Below are 22158 nucleotides of genomic sequence, written 5' to 3' on the forward strand. Positions count from 1 at the left end.
CGGCGTTCCGACGATGAACGATGACTCGGTCTTACGCCTTCATGCCTTTCTCGGCAACACCACAGTAAACAGCGTGCCATCCGTCTCGCTGGAGCTGACCTCAATCGTCCCGCCGTGCGCGTCGACCACTTCCTTGACGATAAACAACCCCAGGCCAAGGCTGGTGGAAGGCTGGCCGAGTTCTTCGTCGGCGCTGCGCACCAGCGGATCGAAAATCGTGCCGATCGCGTCCTCGGAAATTGGCACGCCGTAGTTATGCACCGTGAGGCGAACCGTGTCTGGCTCGCCTGTCAGGGTCACTGTTACGTCACGTTTGTTCAAACCATGCTGCAACGCGTTGCCGATCAGATTCTGCAGCAGTTGGCCAACCCGCCCGGCGTCCCAGGCACCTCGGGTGTCTCCCACTACGTCGACCGTCGGATTGCACTCCGGATTACCGGCGCAGGCTTCGGCAATCGCCGCATGGACGGAATCGGCCAGGTCCATGGGTGCCGGTTCGATCGGCAGGCTTTTACCCAGTCGACTGCGCACCAGCTCCAGCAAATCGCTGACCATCACCGCCATGTGCCGCGCGCCATGCTTGATATTGATCGCGCAGGCCAGTGCATCGCCTTCAAGCGTTACTTTGCGCATCAGCAATTCGGTGGACATGCTCACCGCTTGCAAAGGTGCCCGCAGGTCATGCCCGAGGATCGCCAGAAAGATATCCCGCGAACGATTGACCTGTTCGGCGTAAGCGGCGGTGGATTCGGCGAGTGCTTGGTCAATGGCTTCGTTGAAACGGATCATGTCCTGGAAATAGGCCAGGTCCGGCGACTCCAGGCTGGCGACCCACAAACGGATGACGCACGCCCGCAGATGACGGAACTCCGACGTCATCTGCACCAGATCAAACCCCACGGTATGCCGCAGTTCGCCATGGCTGGCGGCAGCCTCATCCAGGCTCGGGGTTTTTTCCGGGCCCTCACCCTTGGCCTTGGCCATCTGCTCACTGGAGGTTTGCGCCGAGGTCATGTCGCGTGCCGCGGCCAACAAAATGGCCTTGGCGTGATCGCGCAAGGCGACCCTGTCCATGTGCTCGGCCGCCGGCGTGATGGTGCTGGCGAACTGCTCCCATTCATCGACGATACGGTCCACGTGTTGCCTGATGAATTCGGGTAGGCGCATGGCCGGAGTCCTGAGGGGAAGTCTGGCGCATCTTAGCCTCTTTGTTACTGGCTAAAAACTACCATTACGCGGGAGGCTCTTTTCGGCGGCGTTCGGGTGGTAATTACTTGTTTTTTGCATTCTGAAATCCGATGCGATTGTGATGTATTACTGATTTCTGGGCTGTTTTTTGCGCTTTTGTTTTTGTCGCCAATCAATAGTCTGGGCGTTCCTTTCATCGCATAAGGATTTGCGAAATGAGCGAACTTTCGGGCACTCCGTTGTTGCAGATAACGACCGGGTACGCAGGAGAAGAGGGAGAAACCGATGTCTATCGTGATTATCTTCTGAGCAAACTGCCCTCGCCGATCAAAGATGCACCCGCCTCACGCCTTGTTTCACTTGCCCATTCGAAACCGGAATTTCCTGAATGGTATTTGAATGCAAGGGCCATTGATCGCCAGTACCTCAAGGAGTTGATCGACGAACATTGGCGCCTCCAGGGTCCATTGGAGGATACGCTGAAGAACGTGCAGCAGGACATTCATGCCTTTGCCAGACCCCTGCTGGTTCAGGCATTAAAAGAACAATTGAATCTGGAACTGGACGTCAATGCGACGCTGATTCGACTGTACATCCCTGCCAAACTGGCTATCGGCATCGATACCAATGCCAGTCGGCTCAGACAATCCTCATTGCTGGAAGCGGCGTTGCACAATTTCGAGGCGCCCGAAACGCAGGAGGGCGCATTTCGCGATGGATCGGGCATCTTCATCAGGGACGACGAAAACGAACTTCAGCGGCAGGCGCTGACGGTCGAACGATTTGCTGCCCTGTGTCGGTCGCTCGATATCGGTGCGCAATATCAGCAGCACATCAAGGCATTGCTGGCACCCGAAGAGGTCGCGGCCAAAGCGACAGTTGTGCGGCAATCCACGGCCAGTGAAAAAGCCGCTTTCAACGAATCGGCGCTGATCGCGTATCTGAAAAAAGACATCACGTCCTATGGCTACGGGAAACTTCGGCAGATTCGGGACAACGAACCAGGCATTCTGATGGGGCGTCGTCCCTTGCAATGCCATCGGCTTTCGCTCATGGGCTTCAGGTTGTCCGGGATTGTGTTGTTCAGTGCGGTGGCGGACCCGTCAACAATCAAACGAACTTACGACGCGCTGATTCCGCAGCATCAACGAACGATGCTGGAATGGTCGCGCCGTCTGACATTGCTCCCGGGACAGGAGTTTGAACAGTTCAAGTTGCTCGAGGCGTTTTTCGCCAATGGCCCCAGTGGTCTCGTCGACGCCATGTTGCAAAGGGATGATGTTTATCAACAAAGTCGTCTCGACGGGACGTTGATTGCGTATGTCCCTGATGATCCCGACCACCCCTTCAAAGAATACGAATCCTTCACTGACTTCATGAAGGAACTGACGAGCCAGCTGCGCTCGCCGAGCTATCAACAGTTTTTCAGCCGTTTCGTGGCGCAAAAAGACAAAGGCAAATTTTTTGCCCGGGTTCGCGAGCGGCTCTCGACCTTCACCTGGAAACAGCGCGAGTCGCTGGACATGGGGCCATGGTGGCGGGAAACAGCCGTTGAAAATGCCAACGCGGAGCCCGTCACCGATATCATTCCTGGCGATCTCTGGCCGCAAATGGCTCTGTGGCGAAGGGAGAAGGCGATTGCAGATGCGCGGCAGATCGCCGTGCCGACCGGGGATGAAGACGCCACCACGCGCTGGAATCGCCTGAGCAGTTACCTGAACATCGGCTGGAACGTGTTCAATTTTGGCGCCATGTTGGTTCCCTATCTGGGCGAAGCGATGCTGGCGGTCATGGTCGGGCAGATGCTCTTCGAAACCATGGAAGGCCTCGAAGACTGGAGCAAGGGCGACAAGGAAGAAGCGGCGGCCCATCTCACCGGTGTCATGATCAATTTTGCGCAGCTGGCCATTATGGCCGCCGGGCATGTCTTGCCCGCCCGTGCGGCTGCGCCTGTCAAACCATCGGCTTTTATCGATCAGTTGCAAAAGGTTGAGTCGACTGATGGCAAGACGCGCCTCTGGAACCCGGACCTTGCGCCTTACGCCCATGACATGGCGTTGCCCACAGAGGCGAAGCCAAACGAGCGGGGGCTGTACCGGCACGGCGAAAAAGACATCCTCACGCATGAAAACCAACACTTCGAAGTGATAAACGATCCACGCACCGGCCAGCCACGCTTGCGTCATCCGGATCGGCCACAGGCTTATCAACCGAAACTGGAGCACAACGGTGGCGGCGCGTGGAAGACAGAACTCGACCGCCCGCTCGAATGGGACAACACCACGCTTATGCGGCGCATGGGGTCGTCGGTCGAGGTTTTCACGGATGACACGCTGGAGCAGATTCGTCTCGTCAGTGGAGTAGCGGAAGACGATTTGCGCAGGTTGCATGTCGTCAACGATGCGCCGCCAGCGTTGCTGACCGACACCATCGAACGGTTCAAGACCTGGGCTGATGTGCAAAAGCTGCCCGGGCAGATAAGGCTCAATGAGGTTCCGGAAGTCTTCATCGAACAGGTGCCCCGGTTGCTGGTTGAACTGCCGAGATGGCCTGAGCTCAAAAGCATCGAGCTTATTGACGGTGCCGGGCAGGGTGGGCGCTCCATAAGGTTTGGCAACGTCGATGCACTGCCGGCCAACACCCTGAAGATAAGCCGTGCCGAGGTCCGCGCAGGGAAACTGCCGGAGCTTGCCGTGAAGTTTGTAAACGAGCCCGACATCCACGCGATGCTCGGGCGAGGCATTTCCACTGACGAGCAAATCCGAATCGATGCCTTGAAAAACCAGCTTGCCGAACGAGCCGGTAATCGGCGCGGGCCTCTGTTTGACGCGCTGAATCGTCGTTTGCAACAGACCAGTAACCCGCAAGTGCGGGTGCTCCAGGACGCCTTCAGCGAACTCCCCACTGCGGTAGCGCGGGAGTTGCTGGCAGACATCGAACCGCAAGACCTGCTCAACATTACCGGACCGTCGCGCATCCCCTTGCAACTCAGAGAACGTGTGAGAGCCACCTTGCAGGCGATACGAACCGCGCGCGCCTATGAAGGGCTCTTCCTCGATATGGCGTACGGAGCGGACACCGAGCGGCTGGCACTGCGCTCGTTGCAAGCACTGCCCAACTGGCCCGAAAACGTTCGGATCGAAATCCGTGAATCTACATTCGACGGTCCGTTGCGCGAAAGCGTCGGTCCGGCAGATGCCACTTACCGCAGAATCCTGGTCAGTGAGGACGGTCAGTACCAAACCCGCGATACCGAGGATCTTCACTTGCACGGGGCCGATGATCTTTACGCTTCGGTGTTGCATGCCCTGCCTGATGCCGAACGAAACGCATTGGGGTATCACATCAATCAAGGCACGACCCTCAAACACGCCATCCAGAAAGCGCCGTTACCACGGGACACGTTCAGTGCCCTTCTTGCGGATAACCCTGTGCGCAAACCGAGGTTCGATCCCGTCACCATGCGCCTGAGGGGCGGCATGCGCGGGGTTGCTCAGGGGGTACGTCAGGTCACCGGGCCAATAACGCCGCAAGAGCGGGTCCGAGTCGTTCGCCCCGGGTGGACGGAGGCCGAAGCCCAGGCTTACCTGCAAGAGGGCGGCAGTGAAGTCAGTCTGGAGCAGAGGGCGAGCGCACTCGAAGCCGAGTTCAATCGGCTCAACGACAACTTTCAACGCTGGCTGAAATCTCCGACCGAAGCGTACGGCTTCATGCCTGCCGGCATCGCCGAATGGCAATCCAGAAACGCGATCTACAAGGCTGTCAGGGAATGCTGGCAGCAAATCGGGTTGCGCGACGTGGATTCATTGGGCGAACTGCGCGGCGCAGTGCTCGACCTGGAAAACATGCCGTTGGGGCGTCATCTGGGAACCATGCCCGCGCTGGAAGGCAATTTCGATCACGTCACACGCCTCAATCTGACCCTGACCGAATTGACCGACGCGCATGCTTCCTTCCTCGACCATTTCCCCCAGTTGCGTTCGCTCAACATCAACGGCAATGCGCTCACCGGGCTGCCTCGTGCCATCGGCCGCATGCGCGCGCTGACAGAACTCAACTTGCGAGGAAACCGGATCGTCCTGGACGCGCAAGGCGTCGCCGACCTGCGCAACCTGACACGGCTTGAGGTCCTGGACCTGCTCGGCAATCCGTTGGGACGAGTCCCGGATATTGGCAGCATGAGACGGCTGCATACGCTGATCCTGGCTGACACCGGCATTCATCTCTGGCCTGAGGGGTTGTTCGCACAACCCCGGTTCCGGCATTTTTTCCTCGATATGCAGGGTAACGAAATCACCCAGATTCCGACGGTGCCTCATGGTTCCGTCCAGGCGGAACTGCTGGCGCGCACGGTGTTGAACCGGGAGCCGCCGTGGTTGGCGGAGGCCAATCTGCAAACGCTCAGGGACTACATCGAGTCCGTCGGCATGGACCCTGATCGACCCTATCCGCCGCGTGGCGTGCGCGACAGTCTTGATTGGGAGTCTGGCATGACACGGCCGGAATGGGTGGCGAAACAAGAGGTCTGGAACAGCGTCGAGGATGAGCACGGATCAGTCGGTTTTTTCAACGAGATTCGCAAACTCACCGAATCGGGGCATTTCAAGAGCGACCCTGGGTTTCGGGTCGATATGACCGCCAAGGTCTGGCGCATGCTCGAGGCGATGTCGAAAAATACCGAGCTTCGGCAAAAACTCTTCACCCTGACCACCGTGCCCACGGCGTGCGTTGATGCCGGCGCGCAGCTGTTCAATGCCATGGGGCTGGAGGTGCTGATTCATGAGGCCTATGAACTGGCCAACCCCTCGCTGGTAGAGGGGGAGCTGGTGTCACTGGCGCGGGGCAAGTCACGACTGGATGAACTGAGCAGGATTGCCCGCAAAACGATCTCCGAGCGCGAGGCGACGGGCGAGGAGTTCAGGCGCGTGAATGCCACGGACGAGGTGACAGGCACGATTGATGAAGTTGAAGTTCACCTGGCATTCATGACGGATCTTGCCGACAGACTGGACCTGCCATGGCAGTCTCGAAACATGCAGTTCAGAAAGATTGCGGGCGTAACGCCAGAGATGATCGAGTCTGCGTACCTACGCGTGTTGGACCTTGAAGAGGGCGAACTGCTCAGCGATCTGCTCGTCGAGCAACCGTTCTGGACAGCCTATGTCGAGGGTTCCAACCGAACTGCCTTCAAAGGCTTCAGACGCCGGATCGATGCCACGACAGAGTTCTACATGGCGTTGGACAGGCGCGCGACCGACACGACGCTTTCGCTTGAGCAAAAGGCTCGAGTGAAGGAAGAGCTCAGGGTGCTCGGCGCTGAACTGAACAAACCGGAAAGCGACTTTGCGCCGGGACGCGTCATGACCGATACGGAATACGCCGCTGAGCTGGAGGTGATCGATGAAGACAAGAAGGCGTTGCTCAAGACCCTCACACAGCAGGCGATCGATCGGGCAAAACTGCAAAAGGTAGAAATCCCATTTACCGTGCAGCCGGATAGCTGATTGCTGTTGGTTTTCGCACGGGCCTGGCATGCCAGGTCCGTGCGATTTCGATTCGATTGGTCAGGCCAGTCGAGCGGTCAAAACAGGAAATATCGCTGGGCCATCGGCAGCACATCCGCTGGCTCACACCACAGCAAAACGCCGTCTGCCTTGACCTGATAAGTCTGCGGATCGACATCGATAGTCGGAAGATAGTCGTTGTGGATCAAGTCGGTTTTCTGCACGTCGCGGCAACCTTTGACCACGGCGATTTTCTTCTTCAAACCCAAGGCTTCGGGCAACCCGGCCTCCTGCGCCGCCTGGCTGATGAAGGTCAGGCTGGTGGCGTGCAACGAGCCGCCGTAGCTGGCAAACATCGGGCGGTAATGCACCGGTTGCGGTGTCGGAATTGACGCATTGGCATCGCCCATCAGGCTGGCCGCGATGGCGCCGCCCTTGAGGATCAAGGTCGGTTTGACGCCAAAAAACGCCGGACGCCAGAGCACCAGATCTGCCCATTTTCCCACTTCGACCGAGCCCACTTCATGGCTGATGCCATGGGTGATCGCCGGGTTGATCGTGTACTTGGCGATGTAGCGTTTGGCGCGGAAGTTGTCATTGCCCTCGCCATCACCGGGCAGCGCGCCGCGCTGCTTTTTCATCTTGTCGGCGGTCTGCCAGGTGCGCGTGATCACCTCGCCGACGCGGCCCATGGCCTGGCTGTCGGAACTGATCATCGAGAACGCGCCGAGGTCGTGCAGGATGTCTTCGGCGGCGATGGTTTCGCGGCGGATGCGGCTTTCGGCGAAGGCCACGTCCTCGGCAATGCTCGGGTCCAGGTGATGGCAGACCATCAGCATGTCGAGGTGTTCGTCGATGGTGTTGCGGGTGAACGGCCGGGTCGGATTGGTCGAGCTCGGCAGCACGTTGGCAAAACCGCAGGCCTTGATAATGTCCGGGGCGTGGCCGCCACCCGCACCTTCGGTGTGATAGGTGTGGATGGTGCGACCCTTGAAGGCGGCGAGGGTGGTTTCGACGAAGCCCGACTCGTTGAGGGTGTCGGTGTGGATGGCGACTTGCACGTCGTATTGGTCGGCGACGTTCAGGCAGTTGTCGATACTCGCCGGTGTGGTGCCCCAGTCTTCGTGCAGCTTGAGGCCGATGGCGCCGGCCTTGACCTGTTCGATCAACGGCTCCGGCAGGCTGGCGTTGCCTTTGCCGGTCAAGCCGATGTTCATCGGGAACGCGTCGGCAGCCTGGAGCATGCGCGCCAAGTGCCACGGCCCGGAGGTGCAGGTGGTGGCGTTGGTGCCGGTGGCCGGACCGGTGCCGCCACCGATCATGGTGGTGACGCCGCTCATCAGCGCTTCTTCGATCTGCTGCGGGCAAATGAAATGGATGTGCGTGTCGATGCCGCCGGCGGTGAGAATCATGCCTTCACCGGCGATGACTTCGGTGCTGGCGCCGACCGCGATGGTCACGTTTGGCTGGACGTCCGGGTTGCCGGCCTTGCCGATGCCGGCGATGCGCCCGTCCTTGAGGCCGACGTCGGCTTTGACGATGCCCCAATGGTCGATGATCAGCGCGTTGGTGATCAGGGTATCGACAACCTCTGCGGCCAGGAGTTGGCTCTGGCCCTGGCCGTCGCGGATGACTTTGCCGCCGCCGAATTTCACTTCTTCCCCGTAGGTGGTGAAGTCTTTTTCCACTTCGATCCACAGCTCGGTATCGGCCAGACGGACCTTGTCACCGACGGTGGGGCCGAACATGTCGGCGTAGGCTTGTCTGGAAATCTTCATGTGCACGCCTTGAAAGTAAGTTGCGGCAATCCGCGGTCCATTGTGGCGAGGGAGCTTGCTCCCGCTCGAGTGCGAAGCGCTCGCAATACAGGTGGCGCTATTTAGCTGAATAGCCATGGCGGTAGGGTTTTACGACTGCTGCGCAGCCGAGCGGGAGCAAGCTCCCTCGCCACAGGGGCCGATCAGTCGAGGTCACCCATGATCCTGCCGGCAAACCCGAACACCCGGCGATGCCCGGCCAGGTCGACCAACTCAACTTCGCGGCTCTGCCCTGGTTCGAAGCGCACGGCAGTGCCCGCGGGGATGTTCAGGCGCATGCCACGACTGGCCGCGCGGTCGAAGGTCAGGGCGTCGTTGGTTTCGAAGAAGTGGTAATGGGAGCCGACCTGGATCGGCCGGTCGCCGCTGTTGGCCACTTTCAGGCTGACAGTGCGGCGGCCCACATTGAGTTCGATGTCACCGGGCTGGATCTGGTATTCACCGGGAATCATCAATGGGCCCCCTGGAGAATCTTGTAGTAAAGGGCGGTCGGTTTGTACTGGCCGCTCGGGTCGCAGGCGTAGTCAGGGATCTCACCTGATTTGGTGTAACCCAGGGCCTTGTAGAAATCTTCAGCGGGGGAGCCGGCTTCGGTGTCGAGGTAGAGCATGCCGCGCTTGTGCTGGAGCGCGGCCTGTTCCAGCGCGCTCATCAACTGTTGGCCCAGACCCCGACGGCGCGCATGTTCGCGCACCAGCAACTTCTGCACTTCGGCACGGTTCAGGCCATTGGCCTTCTGGCACAGGGTCAGCTGCACGCTGGCCTGCACTTGCTCGTCCTTGACCACCACCCACAGCAGCACGTTGCCCTTGTTCAGGTTGTCCTGAACGTCATCGAAATGGGCGCGGGCCGCAGCGGCGTCCAGATTGGCCATGAACCCGACACTGGCGCCATAGCCGACGGCGTCGAGCAGCAGGTCAATCAAACCCTGGCGATAGTGCGCAAAGCTTTCAACATTGACGCGGCGCAGTTGGGCAGCGTTCATCGGCAATTACTCCTTGTTGGCGGGCGGCGGCTCCGCGCCAGGATTGAGGGTCAGTTGCATGAAGGTCAGGTCCAGCCAGCGGCCGAATTTGGTGCCCACTTGCGGCATCTCACCGGTGATCACGAAACCGGCCCGTTGATGCAAACGAATGGAAGCAGCGTTGCCGCTTTCGATGGCCGCGACCATGACATGTTTGTCACAGCCTTTGGCGCGCTCGATCAGCGCCGTCATCAATTGCGGGCCGAGACCGTTGCCACGCTGGTCGCTGCGCACGTAGACCGAATGCTCAACGGTGTGACGGAAACCGTCGAACGGCCGCCAGTCGCCAAATGAAGCGTAGCCCAGCACGCTGTTATCACCGTCGACAATCACCAGGATCGGATAACCCTGGGCTTGCCGGGCGCTGAACCAGGCCTGACGGTTTCCGAGGTCCACGGCCTGTTCGTTCCAGATCGCCGTGGTGTTGAGCACGGCGTCGTTGTAGATGTCGCGGATCGCCGGCAGGTCGGCGTGCAGCGCATCGCGGATTTGATAGCTCATGGCGCGTCCTCAGGCGATGGGTTGGTGAACGGTGACCAGTTTGGTGCCGTCGGGAAAGGTCGCTTCAACCTGGATCTCCGGGATCATTTCCGGGATGCCTTCCATCACTTGTTCGCGGCTGAGCAGGGTGGTGCCGTAGTGCATCAGGTCGGCCACGGTCTGGCCGTCACGCGCGCCTTCGAGCAGCGCTGCGGAGATGTAAGCCATGGCTTCCGGGTAATTGAGTTTCACGCCGCGCGCCAAACGCCGCTCGGCCACGAGGCCAGCGGTGAAGATCAGCAGCTTGTCTTTTTCGCGTGGGGTCAGGTCCATCGTTTGGAATCCATCTGGGCAGATAAAAGGTATTCGGATCTGTAAACACGTAACCTGTAGGAGCCGGCTTGCTGGCGATAGCGACGGCACATTCAACAAATCAGGCGCCTGATAAATCGCCATCGCCAGCAAGCCGGCTCCTACAGGGGGATCGTATTTCAGGTGCTCCATATTCTGGGTGGCAAGGCTTCCCGGCCGAGCAATGCAGGCCTGAGCAAACGCCACAAATCAATCAACCAGCCCCGCGCCAACAGCGCTTCACTGGCCAGGCACCGGGCAACCAGAAGCCCCGGCAATTGCGTCAGATCCCCGCGCACGTCATTGGGCAGCGAGCGACAGGTTTCCAGCAGCTCGCTATCAATCTCCCCCGTCACCAGCAACGTTGCAAACACCGGTTGCCCATCCAGGCCAATCGGCGAATCGAGCAGGCCATCATCCCCGACAATGCGCTGGCGTTCGTGCCAGAGCAACCGGCCGTCACGGCGGATATCCAGTTGCGCCTGAAAATGACCGAGGTCGAAGCGCTCGCCACTGGCCGGCCGGCCCAGTGCCACAATGTCCCAGTAAAACAACCGGGCGTCGCCCTCCAGATCAATGGAGGTGCTGAGTTCGGCCTGAGCGTTGCTGAAGATAATCGTCTCTTGCGGCAGCCATTCCAGTGTCGCACCGGGTGCCACTTTCAATGCCAGACGCTGATAGGCGGGCCCCGCCGCGCGATACCACTTGGCAGCACCCGGGCTGGTGATTTGCGCCCAGGCCTGGCGGCCGACGCTGGCGCTGATATCCAGCCGATCACCGCCAGCAATGCCGCCCGGTGGGTGGACAATGATGTGTTGGCACACCTCGGGCCCTTCGGCATACAGGTGCTTCTGCACCCGCAGCGGGCCTTTGTGCCGGCGCTGGACCGGGCGCGTGCTGTCGCCGAAACGGGCGTAAGCCAGTTCCAGCTCGGCGTGCCAACTCGGGGTAAACAGGGCAGTGGGGAGAGGTAAATTCATATTTTCTAATTATCGTCAGGACGCTTCAGATTAGATCGTAACCAGACCACGTACACCCTCGGCTTCCATGTTTTCGCCGCGACCTTGCTGCACGATCTCGCCCCGGGACATCACCAGGTACTGATCGGCCAGTTCGGCGGCGAAGTCGTAGAACTGCTCCACCAACAGAATCGCCATGTCTCCGCGGGCCGCGAGTTTTTTGATCACTACGCCGATCTCCTTGATCACCGACGGCTGGATGCCTTCGGTGGGTTCATCGAGAATCAACAACCGTGGACGGCTGGCCAGTGCGCGACCGATCGCCAATTGTTGCTGTTGGCCGCCGGACAAGTCACCACCGCGTCGTTGCTTCATTTGCAGCAGCACCGGGAACAGCTCGTAGATGAACGCCGGGACTTCCTTGGCTTCAGAGCCAGGAAATCGCGACAGGCCCATCAGCAGGTTTTCTTCCACGGTCAACCGGCCGAAAATCTCGCGTCCCTGAGGCACATAAGCGATCCCGGCATGCACCCGCTGGTGCGGCTTGAACGTGGTGATCGGCTTGCCTTCCCAGTTCACCGCGCCTTCCTTGGCCGGCAGCAAACCCATCAGGCATTTGAGCAAGGTGGTTTTGCCCACGCCGTTGCGCCCCAGCAGGCACGTGACTTCGCCGACCTTCACGTCAAACGTCAGGCCCCGCAGGATATGGCTACCGCCGTAGTACTGGTGCAGCTTGTCGACTTGCAGCATGTCCAGATTCCTTAATTTCAAACAGAACCCCTGTGGGAGCTGGCCTGCCAGCGATGGGGGCGGCACATTCAGCATTGATGTTGCCTGACCCACTGCTATCGCTGGCAGGCCAGCTCCCACAGTGTCCGTGTTGGCAGGTTCAGCGACCGAGGTAGACCTCGATCACCCGCTCGTTTTCCTGCACCTGTTCCAGCGACCCTTCGGCCAGCACGCTGCCCTGGTGCAACACGGTGACGTGGTCGGCGATGGAGCCGACGAAGCCCATGTCGTGTTCCACCACCATCAGCGAATGCTTGCCGGCCAGGCTTTTGAACAGTTCGGCGGTGAACTCGGTTTCGGCGTCGGTCATGCCCGCCACCGGCTCGTCGAGCAGCAGCAGTTGCGGGTCTTGCATGAGCAGCATGCCGATTTCCAGAAACTGCTTCTGACCGTGGGACAACAACCCCGCGGGGCGATTGACCGAGGCCGTCAGGCGAATGGTGTCCAGCACCTCGCTGATGCGGTCTTTCTGTTCGCCACTGAGGCGAGCCCGCAGGCTGGCCCACACTGACTTGTCGGTTTTCTGCGCCAACTCCAGGTTCTCGAACACGCTCAAGGCTTCGAACACCGTCGGCTTCTGGAACTTGCGACCGATGCCGGCCTGGGCAATCTGCACTTCGCTCATCGACGTCAGGTCCAGGGTTTCACCGAACCAGGCTTTGCCGTGACTGGGGCGAGTCTTGCCGGTGATCACGTCCATCAGCGTGGTCTTGCCGGCGCCGTTGGGGCCGATGATGCAGCGCAGTTCGCCGACGCCGATGTAAAGGTTCAGATCGTTGAGCGCCTTGAAGCCATCGAAGCTGACGCTGATGTCTTCCAGGGTCAGGATCGTGCCGTGGCGAGTGTCCAGGCCGGGGCCGACACGTTGCCCGAGGCCGATGGCGTCGCGGCTGCTGCCGGCGTCGCGGTTGGGTTCCAGAGGCGGAAAAAACGCCGGTTCGAGCATGAATTCAGCCGTCGCAGTGACTCTCATGATTCACCTCTCTTTTTCAGCAGACCGATCACGCCTTTGGGTAAATACAAGGTCACGACAATGAACAGCGCACCGAGGAAGAACAGCCAGTATTCGGGAAACGCTACGGTGAACCAGCTCTTCATCCCGTTGACCACGCCGGCGCCGAGCAGCGGACCGATCAGCGTGCCGCGTCCACCGAGGGCCACCCAAACGGCAGCTTCAATGGAGTTGGTCGGCGACATTTCACTCGGGTTGATGATCCCGACCTGCGGCACGTACAACGCACCGGCCAGACCACACAGCACCGCGCTCAACACCCAGACAAACAGCTTGAAACCCCGCGGGTCGTAGCCGCAGAACATCAGGCGGTTTTCCGCATCCCTTAGCGCCGTCAGCACCCGGCCAAACTTGCTTTGCGCCAGCCGCCAACCGATAAACAGGCTCGCCACCAGCAACACCACCGTGGCGAAAAACAGCACCGCGCGAGTACCCGGTTCAGTTATGCCAAACCCGAGAATGGTGCGGAAGTTGGTGAAGCCGTTGTTACCGCCAAACCCGGTTTCGTTACGGAAGAACAGCAGCATTCCGGCGAAGGTCAGGGCCTGGGTCATGATCGAAAAATACACACCCTTGATCCGCGAGCGGAAGGCGAAGAACCCGAACACCAGCGCCAGCAAACCCGGCGCCAACACCACCAGGCACATCGACCACAGAAAGCTGCTGGTACCGGTCCAGTACCACGGCAATTCGGTCCACGACAGAAAGGTCATGAATGCCGGCAAGCCATCGCCCGACGCCTGGCGCATCAGGTACATGCCCATCGCATAACCGCCGAGGGCAAAGAACAGGCCGTGACCGAGAGACAGCAGGCCGGCGTAACCCCAGACCAGATCGAGGGCCAGGGCGACGATGGCGTAGCACAGAATCTTGCCCACCAACGTAAGCGTGTAGGCCGAGACGTGAAACGCGCTGTCTGGCGACAACAGCGAGAGCAGCGGCAACGCCAGCAACAGAACGAGGACCACCGCACCGACGGCGATCGTGACTTTGGGGCCGGCCTTTTGGCTGGCCGTGAGCATCAGAGGCTGGTTCATCAGTCGATCATCCGTCCTTTCAGTGCGAAGAGGCCTTGCGGACGCTTCTGGATGAACAGAATGATCAGCGCGAGGATCAGGATCTTGCCGAGTACGGCGCCGATCTGCGGTTCGAGAATTTTGTTGGCGATGCCCAGGCCGAACGCGGCCAGGACGCTACCGGCCAACTGACCGACACCACCGAGCACCACCACCAGGAACGAGTCGATGATGTAGCTCTGGCCGAGGTCGGGGCCGACGTTGCCGATCTGGCTGAGCGCCACGCCGCCGAGGCCGGCAATGCCGGAGCCGAGGCCGAAGGCGAGCATGTCGACCCGCCCGGTCGGCACGCCGCAGCAGGCGGCCATGTTGCGGTTTTGGGTGACGGCGCGAACGTTCAAACCGAGGCGTGTCTTGTTCAGCAGCAACCAGGTCAGCACCACCACAAACAGCGCGAAAGCGATGATCACGATGCGGTTGTACGGCAGCACGAGGTTGGGCAGCACTTGAATCCCGCCCGAGAGCCACGCCGGGTTGGCCACTTCAACGTTCTGCGCACCGAACACCAATCGGACAAGCTGAATCAGCATGAGGCTGATGCCCCAGGTCGCCAGCAGGGTTTCCAGCGGGCGGCCGTAGAGGTGACGAATCACCGTGCGTTCCAGCGCCATGCCGATCGCGGCAGTGACGAAAAACGCCACCGGCAATGCGATCAGCGGGTAGAACTCGATGGCTTGCGGGGCGTAGCGCTGGAACATCAGCTGCACCACGTAGGTCGAGTACGCGCCGAGCATCAGCATCTCGCCGTGGGCCATGTTGATTACGCCGAGCAGGCCGAAGGTGATCGCCAGGCCCAATGCTGCGAGCAGCAAAATCGAACCCAGCGACATGCCGCTGAAGGCCTGGCCGAGGATCTCGCCGATCAGCAGTTTGCGTTTGACTTGCGCCAGGCTGGTTTCGGCGGCGGTGCGCACGTTGGCGTCGGCTTCGACCCCCGGTTCCAGCAGGCTTTCGAGGCGGGTGCGCGCCAGTGGATCGCCGGTTTCGCCAAGCAGACGCACCGCCGCGAGGCGCACGGCAGGGTCGGTGTCGACCAGTTGCAGGTTGGCCAGGGCCAGGCTCAATGCGGCATGGACGCTTTCATCTTTTTCGCCGGCCAGTTGCCGATCCAGGTATTTCAACTGCGCGGGTTTGGCGCTTTTCTGCAATTGCTGCGCGGCGGCCAGACGGATTTTGGCGTCGGCGGCGAGCAATTGGTGGCTGGCCACCGCGGTGTCGATCAGACCCCGCAGGCGGTTATTCAGGCGCAGGGTTTTCGGTTGGCCGTCGACGGTCAACTCGCCTTGTTGCAGGGCGTTGATCAATTCGACACGGGCCGGGTCGGGCTGCGCGGCCCAGGATTCGAGAAGTTTGGCTTGCTGCACGGGGTTGGCGGCGACGAAGTCTTCGGCATCGCCCGCATGGGTGGCCATCGGCAGTAGCAGCGCGAGGGCGAGGATGACGCGGTAAAGGGCGGTGGGCATAAGTGGTGTTCCTGTTAAATCGACCCCTCACCCCAGCCCTCTCCCCAATGGGGAGAGGGGGAAAGGGGGCCGATCTTCATGCTTTTAAAATCCTGAGTTCGACTTGAGATTGCAGGTCGCAGTATTTCGACCAGACAACTCGGTCAGTCCCCTCGCCCCTCTGGGGCGGTCCGACGTCTCGGGAGGGTTAGGGTGAGGGGTGGATCTCAGACCCACCCCAAACTCCAGATCCGACTCAGTTGCTCTTCACCGCATAATCCGGCCGCTTGTCGTTACCCGAAATAAACGGGCTCCACGGCTGGGCACGGATCGGCCCTTCGGTCTGCCACACGACGTTGAACTGACCATCGGCCTGGATCTCGCCGATCATCACGGGCTTGTGCAAGTGGTGGTTGGTCTTGTCCATGGTCAGCGTGTAACCCGACGGCGCGGCAAAGGTCTGGCCGGCGAGGGCTTCGCGGACTTTGTCGACGTCGGTGGACTTGGCTTTTTCAGCCGCTTGCGCCCACATGTGGATGCCCACGTACGTGGCTTCCATCGGGTCGTTGGTCACCGCTTTGTCGGCGCCCGGCAGGTTGTGTTTCTTGGCGTAGGCTTTCCAGTCGGCAACGAACTTCTTGTTCGCCGGGTTCTCGACCGACTCGAAGTAGTTCCATGCCGCGAGGTTGCCCACCAGCGGTTTGGTGTCGATGCCGCGCAGTTCTTCTTCGCCGACCGAGAACGCCACGACCGGAACGTCGGTGGCTTTCAAGCCCTGGTTGGCCAGCTCTTTATAGAACGGCACGTTGGAGTCGCCGTTGACGGTGGAGATGACCGCGGTCTTGCCGCCGGCCGAGAATTTCTTGATGTTGGCCACGATGGTCTGGTAATCGCTGTGGCCGAACGGGGTGTAGACCTCTTCGATGTCCTTGTCCGCCACGCCTTTGGAATGCAGGAACGAGCGCAGAATCTTGTTGGTAGTGCGCGGGTACACGTAGTCGGTGCCCAGCAGGAAGTAGCGCTTGGCGCTGCCGCCTTCTTCGCTCATCAGGTATTCCACCGCCGGGATGGCCTGCTGGTTCGGCGCCGCGCCGGTGTAGAACACGTTCGGCGACATCTCTTCGCCTTCGTATTGCACCGGGTAGAACAGCAAGCCATTGAGTTCTTCGAACACCGGCAACACCGATTTACGCGACACCGACGTCCAGCAACCGAACACCACGGCGACCTTGTCCTGAGTCAGCAATTGACGACCCTTTTCCGCGAACAGCGGCCAGTTCGATGCGGGGTCGACCACCACCGGTTCCAGCATCTTGCCGTTCACGCCGCCCTTGGCGTTGATCTCGTCGATGGTCATCAACGCCATGTCTTTGAGCGAGGTTTCGGAGATCGCCATGGTGCCGGACAACGAATGCAGAATACCGACCTTGATGGTCTCGGCGGCCTGGACGGTCCAGGTCATGCCCATCGCGGCAATGCTTGCCGTGAGTGTGAAAGCCTTGATCAAGCTGCGACGCTTCATTGTGCGATCTCCATGAACGTTAATAATTTTTCTGGGTTGGCAGAGCGGACGACTGAAAGGTCTTTAGCAAGGGCTGTGCCTGATCGGCACAGGCAGGGAAACAGCGTGATAGAGCCCTCGGCGATTCTGGCGACGCACCAGACTGGGGCTTGATCAAGGCGAGGGTGCATCGTCGTGCGCGGCATTGGTGCCAGCTGCGCCAAAAGCAGAAAACCTGGTGGCGATAAATATGTACCACCTGCGGCGCTCCGGGATCTCGATCATCGTTGGCTTCTCAATCGAGTGAGCAGCGCATGAACGGCACTTCTACCAGCACACCTTCAACACCCCGACGCACGGCAGTATTTCCGGCCTTGGGACCGGCGTTCATCAGTGCGGATGACGCGGCCTATTGGGTTCACCGGCAGATCGGCGCGCGCCGTGACCGGTACTACGGCGGTGTAATCGTGCAACGGGCCGACGGTAAATTTCAGCCCACGCTACCTTTGGCAGGCATGAAAGGGCGTTTCGATTTTGGCACCCTGCTGTCTACCGACAAGCCCGGGGAGCTTTTCGTCCCCATCGGCTACAGCGGCGCGGCGTATTACCTTTCTCATTCGGCCAGGCACGCCGATGTCCTGCGTTTTCATCCAGACTGGACGGCCGAGCAGATCAAGCTAAGCCTCGGCTTTTTTTCGACAGACCATATCCTGCAGCACATGCAGGACCCGGGTGCCTATGGCCAGCGTCACTATCTGTCGGGGCCGGATGGTTCACTGATCAAGTACGAGTCCACCCAGCCGGCAGAAGAGAAAAAACTCTTTGAGCAGGCCTTCAAGGCTTTCGGGCCGTTCTCAGACGTTGAACACCTGATTCAAAAAGTGGCCCATACCGGCACGCTGAGCGTACTGGTGGCCAATGAACAGTGGGGCGGCGTACGAGGAAACGTGTCGGCGAGCTGGACGCTGGGTACCGCTGCGGTGCGAAGTCTGACGCCGGTACAGCCGTTTTTTTGTGGTGTGTTCGATCAAGTGGACAAGGCCATCGAAGCGGCCGCTGCGACGGTGTCCCCGTCCCCCGGCAGCGTTCATCTGGGGTTTGTCGTGACCTCTGCCGGCAGCTCGGAGTGCATGGCGACCTATCCGGTCCTCTCCAGTCAGCCGGCAGCCGAACTGGTCAAAACCTTTCCGTTGAAAGCCGATCGCAAGCTGGAGCCCCTGCTCGATTTTGACCTGAACGGCGTTTATTTCATGCCGCACAGCGATGGGGCGCAGAGTGCCATTGAGCCCTGGCTGTATGAGCGGTTTTTTTCACCGGACGAGTTGGCCGCAGGCATCGGGTTTTCGCTAGGGGATGTTCACCGGCAGGAGTACCCGGATTATCTGACGGTATACGCCCGGACCCGCGACGGTGCGGTGTTGCAGTACCGCCCCTCGGGGCACCTGCATGAAGTCCCGTTGGAGAACAGCGCGGATTTCAATATTCGATTGAAGGCGGGCACGCTCAAGCCTGCGGACTACGTCAGGCAGGCGGCAGCAGGCGGCGAGCTGACGGTGCTGAAGGACAGTGCACTGTGGGATGTTATCGGGAACGTTGGCACCGACTGGCAACCCTATGCCGGGTCTAGGCGCTTGAGCCCCGCCTTCCTCATGGCAGACGATGCCGCTCGTTTTGCCCATGAATACATCGGCAGCCGGAGGGAGCAAGGCTTTGCCGGAATGATTCTGCAAGATCAACACAAACGGTTCGTCGCCACGGTACCGGTGTTTGCCGCAACACCACGGTTTGCACTGGACAGGCTCTGTCCCCTCGACGCCACTGGCGCACCGATTGTGCTGGCCGAGGGACATACGTTTCATGGGATGTACGCCTCGCGCTGGCAAGCCGATTCCAGGGCCATCGCACGTACTGACGTGCAAGAGCAACTGACGGCCACGCAAATGTTCACCACCGAAGACATTCGCTCGGTGTTTGACAAGAGTGCGCAGGTTGTCGATTTTTACCTGTCCGGCTCGGCCGACTGCCTGTTGGTTTACAGCCCCGATGTCTCGAAAGTGGAGGCTCGCAACAAACTGCAAGGGCGGGTTGCGGTGCTCGCTGATGGCAAAACGCAGATAGATCAGGAGCTGGCGGCCGGCACACTTGAGCCCGGCGCAGCGGTAGACGAACTGGCCAATACGGGCAGATTGCGCGTGGTGGTCGGCAACGACGTGTGGGGCCCGAGAGGGACGGTGCTGGGTGATGAGTCAAACAATCAGGCAACCCGCAAAGGCGTTTCCGCTCCGGTGCTCGGGGCGATTTTTGCCAGCACCGAAGACGCGGTGCTGAATGCTCGTCATCGAGCCAGGCTCGACTATCGTGCGGCTGCGGCGGGTTGGGGATTTATCCTCAAGCACAAGGAACGCGAGGAGTATGTGGCGACCGAAACTGTTCCTGTCAGGCGCCTGGGTGCACTGAACCAGGCGAGCGACTTTGGCGCTCCCGTGTTGATCGACGAGTTTCGCACCCTCGCGCTTTATTACTCGGCAAGCTGGCTGCCTAAGGGTTTATCGACAGCGGACGCCTGGTTTGCCCGGCATTTCGCGTCCATCAGCGATCTGGCTACAGCGATCTACGACGACAACAAAACTCAACGCCTTACGCATTTTCAGGACCTGAGCATTTTTATCGCGACACTGGATGGGGCGTTGTTGCGGTACCAGTACTCGGCCACCTCAACGCAATTCGACGATGAGGGTATGCAGCAACTGACGTCGGCGTTGGCTAAGGACACGCCACCCTATGCCAACGTCATTCAATTGATCGCCAAGGCCGGAGAACTGAAGGTACTGCGTAACAGTGAGCTGTGGGACGAGGCGGGCATTGTCGGCCCTGACTGGAAGCCTTTCGTGCAGCTCCAGCGGCGAGCCCTCAGCCCGGTTTTTCTGTCGCAGGACGATGCCGCGCGCTATGCGCTGGCGCAGTTGGGCTCGCGGCGCGAGCGGATCTACGGTGGCCTGGTGCTGCGACGGGTCGATGGTTTGTTTGTCGCGACGTTGCCGGTGGCCGTCGAGATCGAGAATTTCCCTGCCGGTTGGATTCGTCTGGATGAATTGACTGAACAGGGTTTGTTTCTGACCGGAAGCACGGTCGTCGCCCGCTACCATTCCCGCGTCCAGGTCGAGCCGATTTTCGCGCTTTCGTACCGCGAGCGGGACGTGTACCTCAACATGTTCTCCACCGATTTTCTTGCGGACATCCTGACCGGTTCCGGACTTTCCCCATCGCTGTCGCCCGGCAAGGAGTATCTGCTGGGGCTGGACGGCAGCCTGATCAGCTACACCCTCAGTGCAAGCGCTAGCGAAAAGCAACTCGCCCGGGCATTGGCGCCACCCAGCTCATTGCAGCGCCGGCATACCCCGATAGAACTGCACATGCGCAACGGCACGCGTACCCCGACTGAGTACGTCAATCAGGTGGCAAGCGCCGGCCGGTTGCAAGTGATTCAGGGAAGTCGACTGTGGGGTGAGGCCCGGCGGTTGTCAGACTGGAGTGCGTATCCCGGCGTTATCTCATTGGACGTGCATCGATTTGCCATTGCCGATCCGGCGCTCAGCCCGGTCTTCACGCAGATGGACGATGCGATACGGTATGTCCATCGCACGGTGGGCGCGCGTGCCAGCCTGAAGTTCGGTTTTGTGCTCAAGTCGCTGAAAGGCGAACGGTACGTCACGACGCTCCCGATCGACGGGCGACAAGGGCATCTCACGATCGAGCGGGTGTTTCCCGAAGCGTTACTGCCGTTGGGGTATCGAGTCGAGGGCATCTATTTGTGTCCGTCGACCCGTCCAGGCCTCTTACCCCATGACGTGACGCACAGCTTCATCTCGCCTCGGGATCTGTCTTACGGGCTGGACGCTGTCGGTGTGCGCACGGCTGAAAAATCAACGTTCCTCAACGTCTACATTTCCTGCGCCGATGGCGCCTTGTTGCGCTATGCCCCCAAGACCAAGGCACCTGAATGGACCTTGTTTCATGCCACGGTGGCCTACGAGAAAATTGTGCAATCAGGGTACGAATCGCTGATCGACTATCTGCGCAAAGTGATCGCTAACGGTGAGTTGCAGGTCGTGGTGCGCAGCGCTTTCTGGTCGCCGTTCAGGGTTGACGCCCGGGGTGTGAAAAGCGGCATCGGGCTGATCAGGTGGGCGCGGGATAACCGCTTTGCTTTCGGGCCTGTATTCGCGCATGCCGATGACGCCGCTCGCTCGGCCCAAAGAAAGATCGGCGAGTACGTCGGCCAGCAGTATTTGGGGGGCGTGCTGCTCCACCAGGCGTCTTCTTCGTTCGTCGCCGTCGAGCCGCTTGAAGACGGCATCGACAGTGGCGCTGCCAGCGCGCTGTTTTACTCGGGGCCGGGCGGGCCCATTGCATCGGGCACCTTGCCAGGGGCGCAGCCCTTGCCAATGCCGGTTTTTCCCCGGGACTACAAATGGGTGGCTGTTCATCAGTTCTACAAACGCTTCAATCTGTTCGTGAAGGACCCCAGCGAGTCTGATCGATTGCTGCTGGATAACCTGGCCCTGGCGGACCTGTGGTTCAGCAGGGACGTGGTGAAAAAGAGCGGGGTCTCCGGTGGCTGTTACTACTTCACCGGTCGTGGGGGGGCGCTGTTCAAATTTACCCCCAGCTTCTCGGCGCAGGAAACCGCATTTTTCAATGAGGAGGCAAAGGACGGGGTCGCTGCATACCTCGCCCGACTCGCCAGCGTCGGCCGGCTTGAAGTAGTGGACGTCGATGGTTACTGGCTCCGTCGCGGACGTCTGAGTTCGACCTGGATGCCGGCTGTAAAACCAGACGTGAAGCCAGACGTGAAGCCGGACCGATATGAACTGTAGAGCGCGGCTTTCCGTGAACTGAGTGCCGGATGAGCCGTGCCCCCCCAGGTGGGCATGGCTCAGCGGCGTTGCATGAGGCCGATGAAAAACAACCGGCCAATCCCGCCGTGGTCACGCGAACGCGATCCGTCAGGGAAG

At 60.1% G+C, this 22158-nt stretch carries 14 protein-coding genes; 2 read left to right on the top strand and 12 right to left on the bottom strand.

Translation table 11 applies throughout. The features are described 5' to 3' along the window. Nucleotides 1-39 precede the first annotated feature (39 nt). Nucleotides 40-1167 (bottom strand): sensor histidine kinase, encoded by a 1128-nt coding sequence (locus ACA070_RS02870; protein ID WP_497449957.1) that lies wholly within the window; start codon nt 1165-1167, stop codon nt 40-42. A gap of 236 nt (nt 1168-1403) precedes the next feature. Here ACA070_RS02870 and ACA070_RS02875 point away from each other — a divergent pair, with 236 nt between their 5' ends. Then, nucleotides 1404-6692 carry an NEL-type E3 ubiquitin ligase domain-containing protein gene (locus ACA070_RS02875; RefSeq protein WP_497449958.1) on the top strand — a complete coding sequence of 1763 codons (5289 nt, stop codon included), beginning with the start codon at nt 1404-1406 and terminating at the stop codon, nt 6690-6692. A gap of 77 nt (nt 6693-6769) precedes the next feature. Here the strand turns inward: ACA070_RS02875 and ureC are convergent, their stop codons facing one another. The 11 genes from ureC to urtA all read right to left on the bottom strand — a co-directional run bounded on the left by ureC (nt 6770) and on the right by urtA (nt 17164). Next, a complete protein-coding gene (gene ureC, locus ACA070_RS02880) occupies nt 6770-8470 on the bottom strand; it encodes an urease subunit alpha (RefSeq protein ID WP_497449959.1) in 1701 nt (566 codons plus the stop codon). Between the two features lie 182 nt (nt 8471-8652). Next, nucleotides 8653-8961 carry an urease subunit beta gene (locus tag ACA070_RS02885; RefSeq protein ID WP_109627750.1) on the bottom strand — a complete coding sequence of 103 codons (309 nt, stop codon included), beginning with the start codon at nt 8959-8961 and terminating at the stop codon, nt 8653-8655. Beyond that, nucleotides 8961-9494 carry a GNAT family N-acetyltransferase gene (locus ACA070_RS02890; protein ID WP_497449960.1) on the bottom strand — a complete coding sequence of 178 codons (534 nt, stop codon included), beginning with the start codon at nt 9492-9494 and terminating at the stop codon, nt 8961-8963. Before ACA070_RS02890 ends, ACA070_RS02885 begins: the two co-directional genes overlap by 1 nt. Before the next feature lie 6 nt (nt 9495-9500). Then, nucleotides 9501-10034 carry a GNAT family N-acetyltransferase gene (locus ACA070_RS02895; protein ID WP_497449961.1) on the bottom strand — a complete coding sequence of 178 codons (534 nt, stop codon included), beginning with the start codon at nt 10032-10034 and terminating at the stop codon, nt 9501-9503. Between the two features lie 9 nt (nt 10035-10043). Next, entirely contained in the window at nt 10044-10346 is a 303-nt protein-coding gene (gene ureA, locus ACA070_RS02900) for an urease subunit gamma (protein ID WP_177062639.1), read from the bottom strand. A gap of 158 nt (nt 10347-10504) precedes the next feature. Next, nucleotides 10505-11344 carry an urease accessory protein UreD gene (locus tag ACA070_RS02905; RefSeq protein ID WP_497449962.1) on the bottom strand — a complete coding sequence of 280 codons (840 nt, stop codon included), beginning with the start codon at nt 11342-11344 and terminating at the stop codon, nt 10505-10507. Nucleotides 11345-11374: 30 nt separating this feature from the next. Further along, nucleotides 11375-12073: an urea ABC transporter ATP-binding subunit UrtE gene (urtE, locus tag ACA070_RS02910; protein ID WP_077748951.1), complete on the bottom strand. Its 699-nt coding sequence runs from the start codon at nt 12071-12073 to the stop codon at nt 11375-11377. Nucleotides 12074-12212: 139 nt separating this feature from the next. Beyond that, a complete protein-coding gene (urtD, locus tag ACA070_RS02915) occupies nt 12213-13085 on the bottom strand; it encodes an urea ABC transporter ATP-binding protein UrtD (protein ID WP_497449963.1) in 873 nt (290 codons plus the stop codon). After that, a complete protein-coding gene (gene urtC, locus ACA070_RS02920) occupies nt 13082-14161 on the bottom strand; it encodes an urea ABC transporter permease subunit UrtC (protein WP_497449964.1) in 1080 nt (359 codons plus the stop codon). Before urtC ends, urtD begins: the two co-directional genes overlap by 4 nt. Continuing rightward, complete coding sequence (gene urtB, locus ACA070_RS02925) at nt 14161-15663, bottom strand: urea ABC transporter permease subunit UrtB (RefSeq protein ID WP_497449965.1); 1503 nt, start codon at nt 15661-15663, stop codon at nt 14161-14163. The genes urtC and urtB overlap by 1 nt, the downstream gene beginning before the upstream one ends. 235 nt (nt 15664-15898) lie before the next feature. Then, complete coding sequence (urtA, locus tag ACA070_RS02930) at nt 15899-17164, bottom strand: urea ABC transporter substrate-binding protein (RefSeq protein WP_461979036.1); 1266 nt, start codon at nt 17162-17164, stop codon at nt 15899-15901. Between the two features lie 293 nt (nt 17165-17457). Here urtA and ACA070_RS02935 point away from each other — a divergent pair, with 293 nt between their 5' ends. Next, a complete protein-coding gene (locus ACA070_RS02935) occupies nt 17458-22020 on the top strand; it encodes a hypothetical protein (protein ID WP_497449966.1) in 4563 nt (1520 codons plus the stop codon). The last annotated feature ends 138 nt before the right edge of the window (nt 22021-22158 follow it).

The sequence above is a fragment of the Pseudomonas sp. LBUM1678 genome, from assembly GCF_059695575.1.